The sequence below is a fragment of the Sphingomonas sp. FW306-05-A genome, assembly GCF_058782275.1.
The window spans coordinates 1,586,426-1,601,430 of sequence record NZ_JBYSXN010000001.1 but is presented as its reverse complement, the minus strand read 5'-3'; the positions used below and the strand labels follow the sequence as shown (position 1 = coordinate 1,601,430).

At 64.6% G+C, this 15,005-nt stretch carries 16 protein-coding genes; 10 read left to right on the top strand and 6 right to left on the bottom strand.

Annotated features, from left to right (window positions below; genetic code table 11):
* Positions 1-45: 45 nt before the first annotated feature.
* The 6 genes from AC3WJR_RS07255 to AC3WJR_RS07230 all read left to right on the top strand — a co-directional run bounded on the left by AC3WJR_RS07255 (position 46) and on the right by AC3WJR_RS07230 (position 4,284).
* Positions 46-735, top strand: coding sequence for a helix-turn-helix transcriptional regulator (locus tag AC3WJR_RS07255; RefSeq protein WP_492723469.1), 690 nt, complete (start codon positions 46-48; stop codon positions 733-735).
* An 84-nt stretch (positions 736-819) separates the two neighbouring features.
* Positions 820-1,191 carry a VOC family protein gene (locus AC3WJR_RS07250; RefSeq protein WP_492723467.1) on the top strand — a complete coding sequence of 124 codons (372 nt, stop codon included), beginning with the start codon at positions 820-822 and terminating at the stop codon, positions 1,189-1,191.
* 405 nt (positions 1,192-1,596) lie between these two features.
* The gene (locus AC3WJR_RS07245; protein WP_492723466.1) at positions 1,597-2,037 is read left to right on the top strand and encodes a GNAT family N-acetyltransferase; all 441 of its coding nucleotides are present in this window, start codon (positions 1,597-1,599) and stop codon (positions 2,035-2,037) included.
* Positions 2,038-2,151: 114 nt separating this feature from the next.
* A complete protein-coding gene (locus AC3WJR_RS07240; protein ID WP_492723464.1) occupies positions 2,152-3,324 on the top strand; it encodes an RsmB/NOP family class I SAM-dependent RNA methyltransferase in 1,173 nt (390 codons plus the stop codon).
* Between the two features lie 34 nt (positions 3,325-3,358).
* The gene (locus tag AC3WJR_RS07235; protein WP_492724215.1) at positions 3,359-3,880 is read left to right on the top strand and encodes a tetratricopeptide repeat protein; all 522 of its coding nucleotides are present in this window, start codon (positions 3,359-3,361) and stop codon (positions 3,878-3,880) included.
* 77 nt (positions 3,881-3,957) lie between these two features.
* Positions 3,958-4,284: a hypothetical protein gene (locus AC3WJR_RS07230; protein WP_492723463.1), complete on the top strand. Its 327-nt coding sequence runs from the start codon at positions 3,958-3,960 to the stop codon at positions 4,282-4,284.
* Positions 4,285-4,290: 6 nt separating this feature from the next.
* On the opposite strand, the gene rsmA is transcribed toward AC3WJR_RS07230, so the two are convergent.
* The 4 genes from rsmA to AC3WJR_RS07210 form a co-directional block, all read right to left on the bottom strand.
* On the bottom strand, positions 4,291-5,133 hold the full coding sequence (rsmA, locus tag AC3WJR_RS07225) for a 16S rRNA (adenine(1518)-N(6)/adenine(1519)-N(6))-dimethyltransferase RsmA (protein WP_492723462.1): 843 nt from the start codon (positions 5,131-5,133) through the stop codon (positions 4,291-4,293).
* Complete coding sequence (gene pdxA / locus AC3WJR_RS07220; protein WP_492723460.1) at positions 5,130-6,215, bottom strand: 4-hydroxythreonine-4-phosphate dehydrogenase PdxA; 1,086 nt, start codon at positions 6,213-6,215, stop codon at positions 5,130-5,132. Before pdxA ends, rsmA begins: the two co-directional genes overlap by 4 nt.
* Positions 6,142-7,563, bottom strand: a complete 1,422-nt coding sequence (locus tag AC3WJR_RS07215) for a peptidylprolyl isomerase (RefSeq protein ID WP_354280796.1) — start codon at positions 7,561-7,563, stop codon at positions 6,142-6,144. Before AC3WJR_RS07215 ends, pdxA begins: the two co-directional genes overlap by 74 nt.
* 100 nt (positions 7,564-7,663) lie before the next feature.
* A complete protein-coding gene (locus AC3WJR_RS07210; RefSeq protein ID WP_354280798.1) occupies positions 7,664-9,907 on the bottom strand; it encodes an LPS-assembly protein LptD in 2,244 nt (747 codons plus the stop codon).
* Between the two features lie 167 nt (positions 9,908-10,074).
* Here AC3WJR_RS07210 and AC3WJR_RS07205 point away from each other — a divergent pair, with 167 nt between their 5' ends.
* The 4 genes from AC3WJR_RS07205 to AC3WJR_RS07190 all read left to right on the top strand — a co-directional run bounded on the left by AC3WJR_RS07205 (position 10,075) and on the right by AC3WJR_RS07190 (position 13,141).
* The gene (locus AC3WJR_RS07205; protein WP_492723458.1) at positions 10,075-11,547 is read left to right on the top strand and encodes a leucyl aminopeptidase; all 1,473 of its coding nucleotides are present in this window, start codon (positions 10,075-10,077) and stop codon (positions 11,545-11,547) included.
* Between the two features lie 118 nt (positions 11,548-11,665).
* Positions 11,666-12,109: a DNA polymerase III subunit chi gene (locus tag AC3WJR_RS07200; RefSeq protein ID WP_492723456.1), complete on the top strand. Its 444-nt coding sequence runs from the start codon at positions 11,666-11,668 to the stop codon at positions 12,107-12,109.
* Positions 12,110-12,195: 86 nt separating this feature from the next.
* Positions 12,196-12,618, top strand: a complete 423-nt coding sequence (gene ndk / locus AC3WJR_RS07195) for a nucleoside-diphosphate kinase (RefSeq protein WP_031393391.1) — start codon at positions 12,196-12,198, stop codon at positions 12,616-12,618.
* Complete coding sequence (locus AC3WJR_RS07190; protein ID WP_492723454.1) at positions 12,611-13,141, top strand: GNAT family N-acetyltransferase; 531 nt, start codon at positions 12,611-12,613, stop codon at positions 13,139-13,141. Before ndk ends, AC3WJR_RS07190 begins: the two co-directional genes overlap by 8 nt.
* A gap of 5 nt (positions 13,142-13,146) precedes the next feature.
* Here AC3WJR_RS07190 and AC3WJR_RS07185 read toward each other — a convergent pair whose 3' ends face one another.
* Together AC3WJR_RS07185 and moaA are read right to left on the bottom strand one after the other, a co-directional pair.
* Complete coding sequence (locus AC3WJR_RS07185; RefSeq protein ID WP_354280807.1) at positions 13,147-13,926, bottom strand: NAD kinase; 780 nt, start codon at positions 13,924-13,926, stop codon at positions 13,147-13,149.
* Positions 13,923-14,933, bottom strand: a complete 1,011-nt coding sequence (gene moaA, locus AC3WJR_RS07180; RefSeq protein WP_492723452.1) for a GTP 3',8-cyclase MoaA — start codon at positions 14,931-14,933, stop codon at positions 13,923-13,925. The genes AC3WJR_RS07185 and moaA overlap by 4 nt, the downstream gene beginning before the upstream one ends.
* Between the last annotated feature and the right edge of the window lie 72 nt (positions 14,934-15,005).

Here is a 15,005-nt window from a genome sequence, read left to right as displayed (position 1 = left end):
ACAGACGCCTGAATTGACGATAAGCATGGGCAAAGAGAACCGCCCATGTCTCGCGCACACCGCCTCCTCGACCTGATCCAGCTGCTTCGTCAGCATCGCAGACCGGTCGCGGGTGCCGTGCTTGCCGAGGAGCTCGGTGTATCCTTGCGCACCGTCTATCGCGACATCGAGAGCCTGCGGGCGCAGGGCGCGGATATTGCGGGGGAAGCGGGCCTCGGATATGTCCTTCGGCCGGGGTTTCTGCTGCCGCCGCTGATGTTCTCCGAGGAGGAAATCGAAGCCTTGGTACTCGGGTCGCGGTGGGTCTCGGAACGCGCGGACGGGATGCTCGGCGTGGCCGCCCGCAACGTGCTGGCGAAGATCGGCGCAGTCCTCCCCGATGACCTCAAGGCGAACATCGACGCGTCGGGCCTGCTGATCGGTCCCGGAGAACCGATCGCCGCGCGCGACGGCGACCTGGTGGCGATCCGCCAAGCGATCCGGTCCGAACACAAGCTTCAGATCGGCTATGCCGACGAACGTGATAGGCCGACCGATCGCATGATCTGGCCGATCGCGCTCGCTTTCTATGATCGGGTGCGGGTGCTCGTCGCCTGGTGCGAGTTGCGCGGCGGCTACCGGCATTTCCGGATCGACCGCATTCGCACCATTCGATCTGACGCCGTGCGCTATCCGGGCCGTCGCGCGCGGCTCCTCAAGGCATGGCACGCGCTCCAGGGCGTTCCCGAACAGTGACTGCTGACAGAGACTGACAGCAGCGCGTCGTAGCTTTCCCGCACCGGTACCCATCCCGAGTGCCGCTACGCTGGGGGACTTTCCATGCCCGACTTCACATTCCTTTTGCTGTACGTCCGCGACCATGTCGCGAGTGCCGCTTTCTATCGCGACATGCTCGGTTTGCCGATCGTCGACCAAAAGGCGGACGTCGCGATCCTGCCGTTGCGGGAGGGCGTCATGCTCGGCCTGTGGTTGCAGGATACCGTCGAACCCGCGAGCACCGGGCAGGCCGGCGGAAGCGAGATCGCCTTTGCCGTCGCCGACGCTGCCGCGGTGGAGGCGACGCATGCCGATTGGTCCCGACGCGGCATCGCCATCCTCCAGGCCCCGACGCTCATGCGCTTTGGCATGACCTTCGTCGCGCTCGACCCTGACGGTCATCGCTTGCGGGTGTTCGCCCCCCCGGCTGCCTGACGCAACGCTCCGGGTGGCCGCCGTCTAGTCGGCCACCCAAGGGACGGGGGAGTGCAATCGCCAAGAAAAGCGTGACAGTCGGTATAGGTAGCGATTTCACCAAGTGCAGCCCATGGTCCGTGACCAGCGGCGATTGACTTGGGCAAAAGCACCGGAAGATACCCTGCTCCACCTCGCTTGCTGAGCATAGTCGAAAAACAGGCATGCGCGCTGGCCAAAGTCTTCCTACCGCACTCGAAAAGAACGTATCGAGGTGCGGGCGCTAGATAGATGCCGGATCCCGAAAGACCGTTGGTCGGAAGGCCGTCGCGGCGAGCAGAACAATAAGCTAAACCCCAAATAGGGCCGCTCGCCAGGTACGACACTCGTCTGTAGTAGCCCGCGCCCCGGAGATAAGAGAGCGCCGTGACTACAATCCGCCCAGCGATCCCTGACGATGCATTAGCCCTTACCGAACTGATGCACGCGTCGGCTGCGTATCGCGGCGTGTACGCGACCATTCTCCAGGGCTATGCAGTCACACTGTCGCAAATCGAGCAAGACGTTTTGTACGTAGCGGTGCAAGATCGCAAAATATGCGGCTTTTATAGCGTGATCCTCAGGCCAGAGCCTGAACTGGATTTGATGTTCGTAGCGGACAGCGTGCAGGGCAGAGGCCTAGGCGCAATGCTTTTTCGGCACATGATCCGCGAAGCGAAGCGCCGCGGCATCTCGGTCCTCAAAATCGTGTCACACCCGCCATCTATTGGCTTTTATCAGGCAATGGGAGCGATCGTCGTAGGTACGAAAGCCCCAACGACCAAAGCGACATGGAGTCGGCCTATTCTGGAACTCGCGATCTGGTGAACTCTTGTATTGGCAATCTCGGCGGGAGCCACTCACCCGGCGGAAAGTTTCCCGAAGCCGTCAAATTGATCTACGGGCGTCTGTTCACACCGAACCACCCCGGAAAGACTGCCAATGACCCCCGCCGCACGAACCCAGGCCGCGATCGAGCTGCTCGACGAGATTATCGTCGCCGCGCGCGATTCCGGCGCAGCGGCGGATACGCTGGTCGCGCGCTATTTCGCCAATCGCCGCTATGCCGGGAGCAAGGACCGCCGCGCGGTGCGCGAGCTGGTCTATGCCGCGATCCGCATGATCGGCGAACGCCCGCGCTCGGGCCGCGCCGCGATGCTCGCGCTCGCCGCCGAGGATCCGGACCTCGCCGCGACCTTCGACGGCGTAGGCCACGGCCCGGCCAAGATCGGCGACGGCGAGAGCAAGTCGTTTCCCGGCGTCGCGCCCAACTGGCTGCTCGAACGCCTCCGGGCTTCGGGGCTCGACGATGCCGAATTCCCCGCGCTGATTGATCGCGCTCCGCTCGACGTTCGCGTCAACCGCGCCAAGGCGGGCGATCTGGTCGTCGAAGGATCGGAGCCGATCGCAGGCTTGCCCGATGCGCTGCGGCTTACCGCCGGGACGGATGTCGACAAGATGGAAGGCGTGCCGGAAGGCGCGCTGGAAGTGCAGGACGCGGGGAGCCAGATGGTCACGCTCGCGGCAAAGGCAAAGGCTGGCCAGCGAATCGTCGACCTGTGCGCCGGCGCAGGCGGCAAGACGCTCGCGCTGGCGGCGGCGATGGGCGGGGAGGGGGTGATCCTAGCGACCGACACCGACCGTAACCGCCTGTCGCGGCTCGCGCCACGCGCTGAGCGCGCCGAGGCGGCGATCATCGAGACGCGGCTGCTCAATCCGGGACGCGAGGCCGAAATGCTCGAAGACTGGGGCGGCAGCGCGGATTGCGTGCTGATCGATGCGCCCTGTTCGGGCACCGGCACGTGGCGGCGCAACCCGGAGGCGCGCTGGCGGCTAAGTCCCGAGCGGCTCGACCGGCTGGTCGCCACGCAGCACCACGTCCTGTCGATCGGTGCGGATCTCGTCCGGCCGGGCGGGGCGCTGGTCTACATCGTCTGTTCGCTGCTTGACGAGGAAGGCGCGGCGCAGATGGACGGCTTCCTCGCCGATCATGCCGGCTGGCATGCCGAGCGGCTTTCGCTGCCCGCTGGCCGCGCGCATGGGGCGGGCGTGCGCCTGACGCCCGCGCACGACGCGACCGACGGGTTTTTTGTCGCGCGATTAACTCGCGGGTGATACCGCTGTGCGCGTGACGAAGCTGGAGTATCTCATGCGCTACACCCCCGTTGCGATCGCGGCTGCGATGACGCTGCTGACGATCGGAACCGCAGTTCAGGGCCAGCGCGCCGAGGATGCGATCGACGCGCGCTCGCTGGCGTTGCTGGCGAAGGGCCGGGCGTTGCAGGCTTCGGGTAATCTCGATGGTGCAACCGACATGCTGGAAAGCGCTGTTGCGGTCGATCCCCGCAACCGCGATGCGTTCACGGCGCTTGGGCAGGTCGCGCAATCCCGTGCGCTTCCGGGCAAGGCGATCCGGCTGTACCGTGAGGCCTTGTCGCTCGACCCCAACGATATCGCGGCCTTACGCGGGCAGGGCGAGGCGCTCGTCGCACGCGGCGCGGTGCAGCGCGCGCGAGAGAACCTCGCCAAGATCCGCACCGTCTGTGCCAAGCGCGCCTGTCCCGAAATCGCCGCGTTGACCGCGACGATCGCCAAGGGGCCGCCTATCGTGACGGCGGCCGCCGCAACGGTCGTGCCCCCGCCCGCAGGGACACCGACCGCAAAGGACTAAGGCGGTGGCATAGCCGCAACCGCGGCAGACAATGTACGAGTTCGCGTAAGGCGTCGATTGCACTCAACGGAGTGGTCATGCGCGCGGATACAGCAGCTCGATCCATCGTGTTCGTCTTGAAGATCGGCCCTTTGCTGCTGATCGAAGTCATGTATCTCGCATTGATTCTGACGGCCGACCTGATCGACGCCGAGCAATATCTCAGCGGCGCTCGTGCGGGTTTGGTCGATTGGCCGGCACTCGGCCAACCGGCAATGGTGCTGCGGGCCTGTGCGCTGATCGCATGTTCCAGCCTGTTCGCCGTGGCATTCATGCATGTCGGAGGCGACCGCCTGGCGAACGTCCGTCGGCCAGTTTTCGTGGTACCTGCAATGATACTGTGGGTTGTCCTGTTACTCGTCTGACCCAGACTATCCGAGCGCGCGGGCAACCGCGACGAACTCTGCGACACTGACCGTTTCCGCACGGCGTGTCGGATCGATGCCCACCGTCTCCAGCGCTTTGAGCGCGCCGGGCACCCCTTTCAGGCTCTGCCGCAACATCTTGCGCCGCTGCCCGAACGCCGCACCGGTCAGCCGTTCTAGCGTGGCGAAGTGGACATCCTGGGGCGCCGTCTCGGGTACGATATGCACCACCGCCGACATTACCTTGGGTGGCGGCGTGAAGGCGGAGCGGTGCACCGGCATCGCCAGCGTCGCCTTGCTCCGCCACTGCGCCAGTACCGCGAGCCGCCCATACGCATCGTCATCGGTCTTGGCGACGATCCGGTCGGCGACTTCGCGCTGAAACATGAGCGTCAGGCTTTGCCACCACGGCGCCCAGTCCGCCGACAGCCAGCGCACCAGCAGCGCCGTGCCGATGTTATAAGGGAGGTTGGAGGCGATGTGCGGCTTGCCCTCGAACAGCGGCACTGCGTCGATCTCAAGCGCGTCGCCTTCGATCACGCGCAACTGGCCCGGAAAGGCTTCGCTTAGCTCGGCGAGCGCCGGGATGCAGCGCCTGTCGCGCTCGATCGCTGTGACCCGCGCCCCTGCGGCGAGCAGCGCACGCGTCAGGCCACCCGGACCCGGTCCGATCTCCAGCACTTCCGCGTCGGTCAGGTCCCCCGGGATCCGCGCGATCCGCGCAAGCAGTTGTGCGTCGAGCAGGAAGTTCTGCCCAAGCGCCTTGCTCGCGGCGAGCCCGTGACGCGCGATGACGTCGCGCAGCGGGGGAAGGTCGGGGCGCACCGGGCGCGCGTCGCTAGTCGTCACGCGCCTATCGCGGCGCGCCGGTCGGCAGCGTCGCCCGCCAGGCGGATCGCCGCGATCATCGCGCCGGGTTCGGCGATGTTCTCGCCCGCAATGTTGAAGGCCGTTCCGTGATCGGGCGAGGTCCGCACGATCGGGAGGCCGAGCGTGATGTTGACGCCCTCGTCGAAATACAGCGTCTTGATCGGAATCAGCGCCTGATCGTGATAGCAGCACATCACCGCGTCATAGGTCAGCCGCGCGCGCGGGTGAAACAGCGTATCGGCGGCAAACGGCCCGGTCGCCGCGATCCCTTCGGCACACAGCTGGGCGACCGCAGGCGCGATGATCTCGATTTCCTCGCGCCCGATCGCGCCGCCTTCACCCGCATGCGGGTTGAGCCCCGCGAACGCGATCCGCGGTGCCGCGATCCCGAAATTGCGCGTCAGGCCACGTGCGGTCGCGCGCCCCTTGGCGACCAGCAGATCAATCGAAAGCAGCGCGCCGACATCCGCCAAGGCCACGTGCGTGGTGATCGGCACGACGCGCAGGTCTGGCCCGGCGAGCATCATCACCGCATTCTCGCCAGCAATGCCGCAGCGTTCGGCGACGAATTCGGTCTGTCCCGGATAATTGAAGCCGATGTGATAGAGTTGCGCCTTGGACACTGGTGCCGTCACCAGCGCACGCGCCGCGCCGGAGCGAACCAGGCCCGCCGCCAGTTCCAGCGCACGCAACGCGCACCGTGCCCCCGCCACGTCGGGACGCCCGGGAATGATCTCGCCGCCGTCCTCGACCGTTAGGACAGGCAGAGCATGATCGAAAACGCCGTTCGCAGCCGCCGGATGCAGGATCGTTTCGACCGGGCCGTCCCATACCGCCGCAATCGCGCGCGCGTCACCGGTGGCGAAGAACGCCGGAAGTCTGGCGTCCTTCCGCTTCATCCACGCCTTGGCGAGGATCTCGGGACCGATTCCGGCGGGATCACCCATCGAGACGACGAGCGGTGCCGAAGGCGTCGAGGCGAGGAGATCAACGATATTCGATGATCGCGTCGCGCCGCAGATCGCGCAGCAGCTGGTTTGCGCGCAGATTGGTGCGGGCATTTTCCATCTGGCCGCGAACCTGTTCCACGCCGGGGACGGTGCTGCCCGACGCTTCGTCGCGACCGCACAGGACGAGCGATCGGATACCGTCCTTGGCCGAGCCGAATGGCGGGGTGGACTCGCCGACGCTCAGCTTCGCCATGATGTCGCGGAGCGCCGGCGGAAGATCACGAATGCGAACCGAATCGTTGTCGACCACTTCGGCCCCCAGCGCCGATGCAACCTTGGCGACTTCACCGCACCCACGGATCGTCTTCGACAGCTTGGCGAATTCGGTCACCCGCGCATCGGCCTGCGCCTGCGAGATGCCATCGGGGAAACGGACGCTCAGCTGCTTCAACGTCAGACGCGAGTCGAGCGGATCGGCGACGCCGACCTTGCGCGTGTCGACCAGGTAGATGATCGAGAAACCGCCCGGTACCTCGATCGGTCCGGCAAGATGCTCGGGCTGCATGTTCCGGATCGCCTCGACCAGCGCGGGCGGAAGCTGCGCAAGCTGGTTCTCGTTGAGCCAGCCCAGATCGCCGCCGGTCGATCGCGTCGATGCTTCCGACATCGCGCCGGCGTAATAGCCGAAGCTGTCCTCGCCCTTTTCGCGCTTCTGGATCGACGCCATGATTTGCTGTTCCTGCGCGAACACTTCCTGCGACCGGTCACCGCCCGCCGACAAATAGATCTCGCGCACGTGATATTCGGTCGTGCCCTGCTGCTTCTTCAGCTTGTCGATGATCGCTTGGACTTCCTCGTCACCAACGCTGATGTCGACCTTGCGGCGCAAATAACGGTTCCACGACAGCTCGGCCTCGACCTGGCGCTTAAAAGACCGTTCGGACGAGCCGACGCTCCGCAGATACGTGCGCATGTCCGCAGTAGATTTGCCGAAATTGCTGCGGACGATCGAATCGTAGCTCTTGTTGACTTCTTCGAGCGAGATCTTGACGTCGGCCGTCTTCGCTTCCTGGATCTGGAGCGTCTCGTCGATCAGCTGACGGATCACAAGCAGGCGGTATTGCGCCATTTCCTGCTCGGACAGCTTCATGTCGCGCGCGGCAAGCAGGAAGGCGAGGCGCTGGTCGACGTCGGTCCCGGTGATCACCGTTCCGTTGACGATCGCGGTGGGCTTGCGGACGTTGGGATCGACCTTCCCGAAGATCTCCGGGTTGCTCGGCAGGTTGAGATTGCCGCCCCGGTCCACCGAGGAGGGCTGCGGGCCGCTGTCCTGCGGCGCGGCGTCGGGCGCAGTCTGCGCGATCGATCCCCCCGCCATGGCGAGAGACGCCGCGAGCATCGTGCCGAACCCGAAACGACGCATCGTCCGCGCCGTCTTGCGTGTAGTCGTCGTCACCAAATCCCAATCCCATCCCGCATGGCCGAACCCTGGCCATGCCCCTAGTGCAGCCTTGTGGCTGAACCGTGGCTTAGCGGCCACAGTCTTTCGCCTGTCAGCGTTAGCGCCCCAAATTCTTGAACGCCAGCGTCAACAGATAGCTGTTGCCGCTGCGCGCATCACCGGTGTTCCGGTAATCGCGCCGCCAGGTGACCCCGAGGCGAAGGCAATCGTCCTCATATTGGACGCCCAACCGATGACGAACCGGGTCGAACCCGTCCGCCAGCGACAGCGGATCCTCGCTGCGATTGGTCAGGTCGACCACGGTCGAGCCGAACGCTGACCAGAAGCGCTTGAACTGGATCCGGCCGCCAAGCCGGACCTCCTCGCGGTCGCGCAGATCCTCGATCGTCGGATCGATATTCCGGTTGAGCCGCAGATAGCCGACGAGAAAATACGTGCCGCGCGAGCCGACGGTCGCGTCAAACTCGTTGCGGCGTACCGCGAACCCATCCTTGTCGAGCCGATAGCGGTGGATCACCGAGACGAAGTCACGGAAGCGCAATTCGGTGCGTCCAACCACATCGGACAGGCGACGCGACAATCCGGTGCCGTCGGGAAACAACGTCGGGCGACTGTTGAGACGGTAGCTTTGGCCGACATTGGTGCTGAACGAGAGGCCAGGGAGATCGACCTGCCAGTCGGCCCCGTAGGTGAACCGGGTGGAATCCTCGAACCGATCGTAACCGGGGAAACGGTTGAGTGCGAAGAGGTTCGAGTCCTCGAGATCGACCGAGCGTGCGTCCTCGTTGGGGATCGCCATCGTCCCCGTCTGGGGGGACGTCACGATCTGGAAGCGCGGGATCAGGCGCTGTGTCCCGCTCAAAAAAGTGCCGATCAGCGGATATTTGATGTCGACTGCGAACGCGCCGATCAGGCGACCGTGGAAACCATCTACGCCGCGATAGCTCGCGACCGATGTCGAGAGCGCGTCGTTGGTGTTGTAGACATCGCCACGACCGAATGCGGTGAACGTGACTTCCTGACCCCACGGGGTGATCTTGCGTAGATCCCAGCGCGCGCTGGTGAAGGCGCGTTGCGTATCCTGGCCATCGGTTCGCGAAATGGCGAGGCTGTTCACCTGGAACTCGAACGTGCCGCCGAGGAAGCTGTTGGGGATGCGGCGTCGGTAATCGATCTCGGGAAGCGCAAAGGGTTGGCTGCCCTGCGGGTCCGCCGCACGCAGCGTCTGCACATACCATCCGGCAATCGAAAAATAGCTGTTCTCGTCGATCCGCTCGACATTGATCGTCGTGCGCAAGCGATCGTCGCGCGAAATGTCGTAGCGACGCAGGAACGTACGGTCGCTCGCGAGGCGAAGCGATCCGGAAACGCTCCAGTTGGGATCGAGCTGGAAACGCCCCGACCCATCGAGATACCCGCGGAACGAGTTGGGCGTGTTGGGTGGCGTCGGCAGCAGCAGGTTGTTGCTGCGCGGGCTTGCCGTGACATAGCCCGCAATCCGGTACGCGCCGAGAGTATTGAGTGCCTGATAGTCGGCTTGCAGCATCGGCAACACGCGGCTGAACACGCGCGGTGTCAGCGTCAGGCCGCGGTTGGGCGAAAGCGCGATGTGATAGGGTTGCGCGAATTCCAGCCCGTTGACGCGGCCATAGCGGAAGTCGGGGCTGAGCAGGCCGCTGTCGTTCCCCCCGCCGATCGGGTTGGAAAACGCCGGCAGCGGGATCGACGGCAGGCCGAACAGGTCGATCCGCGCGCCCTTGTAGTAGATTCGGCCACGTTCCGGGCGATAGATCACGCGGACCGCGGTGATCTTCCACGACGGTTCCTTCGGGCAATTCTCTGACGTCGTGACGGCGCAGGGCGTATACGCCGCATCCTCCAGCGTGACGGTCTCGTTGAGCGAGCGCGTGCCCTTGCGGGCTGCCAGTCGACCACCCTTCTCGAGAACGAGCAGCATGTTGTCGACCATGCCGTCTTTCAACGCATCGGTCAGTTCGATCGAATCGCCATAAGCGGTGTCGCCGCCTGGATTGACGATCGCGATGTTCCCCGTCGCAATGACCTTGCCGGTCTGGCGGTTCCAAACGACCTTGTCGGCACGCAGGCGATCACCCGCCCGGTACATGCGGACGTCGCCCGTTGCGGTGACGATCTCTTCGTTGATGTCATATTGCAACGTCGCGGCGTTGAACTGGACCTGGTCCTCATTCGCGGGGGCGGCGGCGGCTGCTGCGGGGGGCGGCGGCGGGACGGTGCGCGTCTGAAGATCCTGCGCGACCGCGGGAAGGGCGGTCAGCGCGAACGGCGCGGCACAACTGGCAAGGAAAACGGCACGCTTCACGTCGGTAGAACATCCAAATGCGATGAGGCCGGCGGCCGTTGGTCGATCATGCCCTATCGCATCGTCACGGACCGGCTGCAATCGCACAAAGCGCGCTTTGCCAGCGACTGCGCACTGGCCTAGAGACTGACGACTCATTGTGATTGATCGATCGAGGCTTGTTTTCCATGCATATCGAGTTTTCCAGCGCGGCTCCGGCATCCGATGCGACGCTTGCCTTCACCGTCGAAAAGGACGGAATGGCGCGGCTTACGAGCTCTCTGGTCGAGGCAAGCGCGCTCGATCTGCTCAAGTCCGCGGCCAAGGCAAGCCGGTTCGAAGGCGAAACCGGCGCGATCGTCGAGACCTTCGTCGATCAGGGCGGCACCGCGCGTCGATTGCTGCTGATCGGCACGGGCGCCGGCAGCGAGATGGACTATGAAAAGGCTGGCGGGGCGCTGACCGGGCGCTTGCTCTCGTCCGGCGTGACGCAAGTCAGCGTTGATTTCGACAGCGCGGGCGCGTCCGCCAAGGCAGTGGCGCGGTTTGCTGGCGCGGCGGCACAGCGGAGCTGGCGGCATGACATCTATCGCACCAAGCTGCCCGAGAAATCCAAGCCGACGCTGACCAGCATCGTGCTGCACAACACCCCTGAAGGTACCGATGCGGCCTGGGCACCGCAGAAGGCGCTGACCGAAGGACTCGAGCTGACCCGCACGCTCGTCGCCGAGCCACCAAACGTGATCTACCCGGAAAGCTTCGTTGCCAAGGTGCTGGCCGAAGTCGAGGGCCTCGGCCTCGAAGTGACTGTCCTCGGCGAAGAGGAAATGCACGCGCTCGGGATGGGCGCGTTGCTCGGTGTCAGCCAGGGTTCGGTCAAGAACGCGCAACTGCTCGCGCTCAAATGGAGCGGCAAGGGGGCGGGCGACCCCGATCTCGCGCTGGTCGGCAAGGGCGTGACCTTCGACACCGGCGGCATTTCTCTCAAGCCCGGTGCCGGCATGGAAGACATGAAGTGGGACATGGGCGGTGCGGGCGCGGTCGTCGGCGCGATGAAGGCGATCGCCGGGCGCAAAGCCAAGGCGAACGTCATTGGCGTGTGCGGCCTCGTCGAGAACATGCCCGACGGTAACGCGATTCGCCCGGGCGACGTGCTGACGTCGATGTCGGGGCAGACGATCGAAGTGCTCAACACCGATGCCGAAGGGCGTCTGGTGCTGTGCGATGCGCTGACCTGGGTCCAGCGGACACATCGCCCCAAGACGATCGTCGATCTGGCGACGCTGACCGGTGCGATGATTGTGAGCCTTGGGCACGAGCATGGCGGCTGCTTCGCGAACGACGATTCGCTTGCCGACCAGTTGCTCGCTGCAGGTAAGGCGTCGGGCGACCTGTTGTGGCGCTTCCCGATGGGCGATGCGTACAACAAGCTGATCGACTCGCCGATCGCCGACATGAAGAACGTCGGCCCGCGCGGCGCAGGGTCGATCACCGCGGCGCAGTTCCTGCTGCGCTACATCGAGACTGGCGTGAAGTGGGCGCATCTCGACATCGCGGGGATGGTCTGGTCGGACAAGGCCGGCCCGAATTACGAGAAGGGCGCGACCGGTTATGGCGTGCGCCTGCTCGACCGGTTCGTGGCGGATAACTTCGAAGGCTGATGTGCCAACCGCTTCTTTTCTCCTGCGAAAGCAGGAGTCCAGGAGTCTGACAAGCCGCAGGCGTTATGTAGCGTGACCCTGGGTTTCTGCCTTCGCAGGAACACGGCGAAGGAAAGCAATGCAGGTCGACTTCTACCACCTGACGCTCCAACCACTCGATCGCGTGCTTCCCAGGATCGTGGAGCGCGTGGTCGGGGGGGGCGGGCGGTTACTCGTTGTTGCCGAGACCAGCGACCAGCGCGTCGCGCTCGACCGATTGCTGTGGACCTATGCGTCGGAAAGCTTCCTCCCGCACGCACAGGTCGCGGGGGATGACAGCGATGCGCTGCAACCGATCTTGATCTCAGCCGAACCGAACGCCGCCAACGCCGCGCGCAACGTCGCGCTCGCCGATGGGGTGTGGCGCGAGGACGCGCTCGGCTTCGATCGGGCGTTCCATTTCTTCGACGACGAACGCATCGTCGAGGCCCGCGCCGCGTGGCGCGCGCTGGGCGACCGGGACGGCGTCGACCGGCGCTACTGGAAGCAGAATGACGAAGGGCGGTGGGAACAGGCTGCCTGACCTGCAGGGCGCGGCTTGCATCGCTCAAGCGCCCCGACTAGGGGTCGCGCACTTTCCACAGTTCACTATCAAGGAGCTTCACGGTCATGGCCGCGAACCGCACGTTTTCGATCATCAAGCCCGACGCAACGCGTCGCAACCTGACGGGCGCCGTCACCAAGATGCTCGAGGAAGCCGGCCTGCGCGTCGTCGCGTCCAAGCGCATCCAGATGACCCGCGAGCAGGCCGAGGGCTTCTATGCCGTTCATAAGGAACGCCCGTTCTTCGGTGAGCTGGTTTCGTTCATGATCTCGGGCCCGGTCGTCGTTCAGGTTCTCGAAGGCGAGAACGCGATGCAGCGTAACCGCGACATCATGGGCGCGACCAACCCCGCCAACGCTGAGCCGGGCACGATCCGCAAGGAACTCGCCGAGTCGATCGAAGCCAATTCGGTCCATGGTTCGGACAGCGACGAGAATGCCGAGATCGAGATCGCCTATTTCTTCAAGCCCGAAGAAATCGTTGGCTGATCCCAACTGGCGCGTGCGAGCGGCGGGGCCGGCGGATGCCGACGCCCTGTCGCTCGTCGCGTCGGCGACCTTTCTCGATACCTATGCCGGGTCGCTCGATGGGAGCGACATGGTCGCGCATTGCGCGGCCAACAACCGGCCTGAAAAGTTCGCCGCCTGGATCAACGATCCAAGTGACGCGGTGACGATCGGAGAGATCCTGCCCGGCTTCGCACCCGTCGGATATGCCGTACTGACCAGCGGCATCGACCTGCCGGTCACTCTCGAGCACGGCGACATCGAATTGCGTCGCATCTACACCCTCTCGCGAATGCGCGGTTCGGGACTCGGTCCTGCCCTGATGCGGCAAGTGATCGAAGATGCAGCACGCCTGTCGTGCCGCCGGATCCTCCTGGGGGTCTGGGGCGAGAATTACCGCGCCCATCGCTTCTACGAGCGGCACGGCTTCACTATCGTGGGAACACGGCAGTTCAAGGTAGGCAACGTCGTCCACGACGATTTGGTTTACGCTCGACCCGTCTGACGCAATCAGGCGGCGAACTGCTCCATCGTGATCCGGTCGTCGAGCGCGTGCTCCGGATCGAACAGAAGCGTCAGCTCGCGCGTCCGGTCGATCACGATTTCCACCAGCGCGACATCACGGATTTCCCGCTGATCAGCGACCGCGCTTACGGGGCGCTTGCCCGGTTCCAGCACGCGCAACCGGATCCGCGCCTTGTCCGGCAGGATCGCCCCGCGCCAGCGCCTAGGGCGGAACGGGCTGATCGGCGTAAGCGCAAGCATGTTCGACCCGAGCGGCAGGATTGGCCCCTGTGCCGACAGGTTATACGCGGTAGAACCGGCGGGGGTCGCTACGAGAATACCGTCACAGGCCAATTCCGGCAAAACGACCCGGTCGTTGACCGTCACCTCCAGCTTCGCGGTCTGCCGGGTCTCGCGCAGCAGCGAGACTTCGTTAATCGCCGGAAGCGCGTGGACTTCGCCACTGATCGTCGTCGCAGTCATCGACAGGGGAACGACCTTGAACGCCTTGGTGCGCTCCAGCCGCCCGTCCAGCCCGTGCGATCGCCATTCGTTCATGAGGAACCCGACCGTACCGAGGTTCATCCCGAACACCGGCACCACCGGTTTGCGCCGTTCGAGCATCGCGTGGAGCGTCTGCAACATGAACCCATCGCCGCCCAGTGCAACGATGAGTTCCGCGTCCTCCGGGGGGACCCAGTCGTGACTTTCGGTCAGCGCCTGGAATGCGGCCTGCGCAGACGGCGTCGGCGACGCAACGAGCGCCCGTCGCTGAGGGTCGCTCATCCGCCGGTGACGCTCATGTGCCGCGCGACTGCAGGCGCGGCCGCGTCGATGTCGAAATCGTGCCGTGCCGGCTTGGTCAACATTGCGCCATCGAGTGCTGCATCCAGTCCAGCGACGCCCTGTTCCCGCAACACGGCCTTCAGGTCCACCTTATCGTCATGGCCGAGGCACGTGTACAGTACGCCCTCGGTCGTCAGGCGAACACGGTTGCACGTATCGCAGAAATTGCCGGTGAGCGGTGAGATCAGGCCGAGCTTGGTCTTTGTCCCCTCGACGCGCCAATAACGGGCGGGCCCGCCGCTGCGATGCGAATCGCGTGCCAGCGAGAATTGCGTGGAAAGCCGGTCGAGGACCGCCGTCAGCGGAACGAACCGGTCGGCGCGGTCTTCATCAATCTGGCCAAGCGGCATGGTTTCGATCAGCGTCAGGTCCAGCCCCTCCGCAACGCACCACTCGAGCATAGGCGCGATATGGTCCTCGTTCAGACCCTTCAGCGCGACCATGTTGATCTTGACGGCAAGCCCCGCATCCCGGGCCGCGAGAATACCCGCCGTAACCCGCGCAACGTCGCCGTGGCGCGTGATATAGCGGAAGGTGTCGGCGTCCAGGCTGTCGAGGCTGACGTTGATCCGCCGCATTCCGGCAGCAACCATGGCAGCGCTATGCTCGACGAGCGCATTGCCGTTGGTCGTCATCGTCAACTCATCGAGACCATTGCCGACGTGTCGACCGAGCCGTCGGACGAGCTCTCCCACATCGCGCCGCACAAGCGGTTCGCCACCGCTGAGACGAATCTTGTTGATTCCCCGTTCGATGAAGCGCTCGGCGATGATCGCAATCTCTTCGAGGCTCAGCAGGGCACTGCGCGGCAGAAACGTCATTTTCTCGGACATGCAATAGCGGCACCGCAAGTCGCACCGGTCGGTGACGGAAATCCGCAGATAGCTTATCGTCCGTCCGTGGCTATCCTGCAGCGGACGGTTGGGGGAAGGGTAATTGATCTGCATTGTCCTTGAGCTAAGCGTTCGGATGGCGCGGAACAAGCCTGCCACACACCCTAGGCCATCGTGTTGTTATCT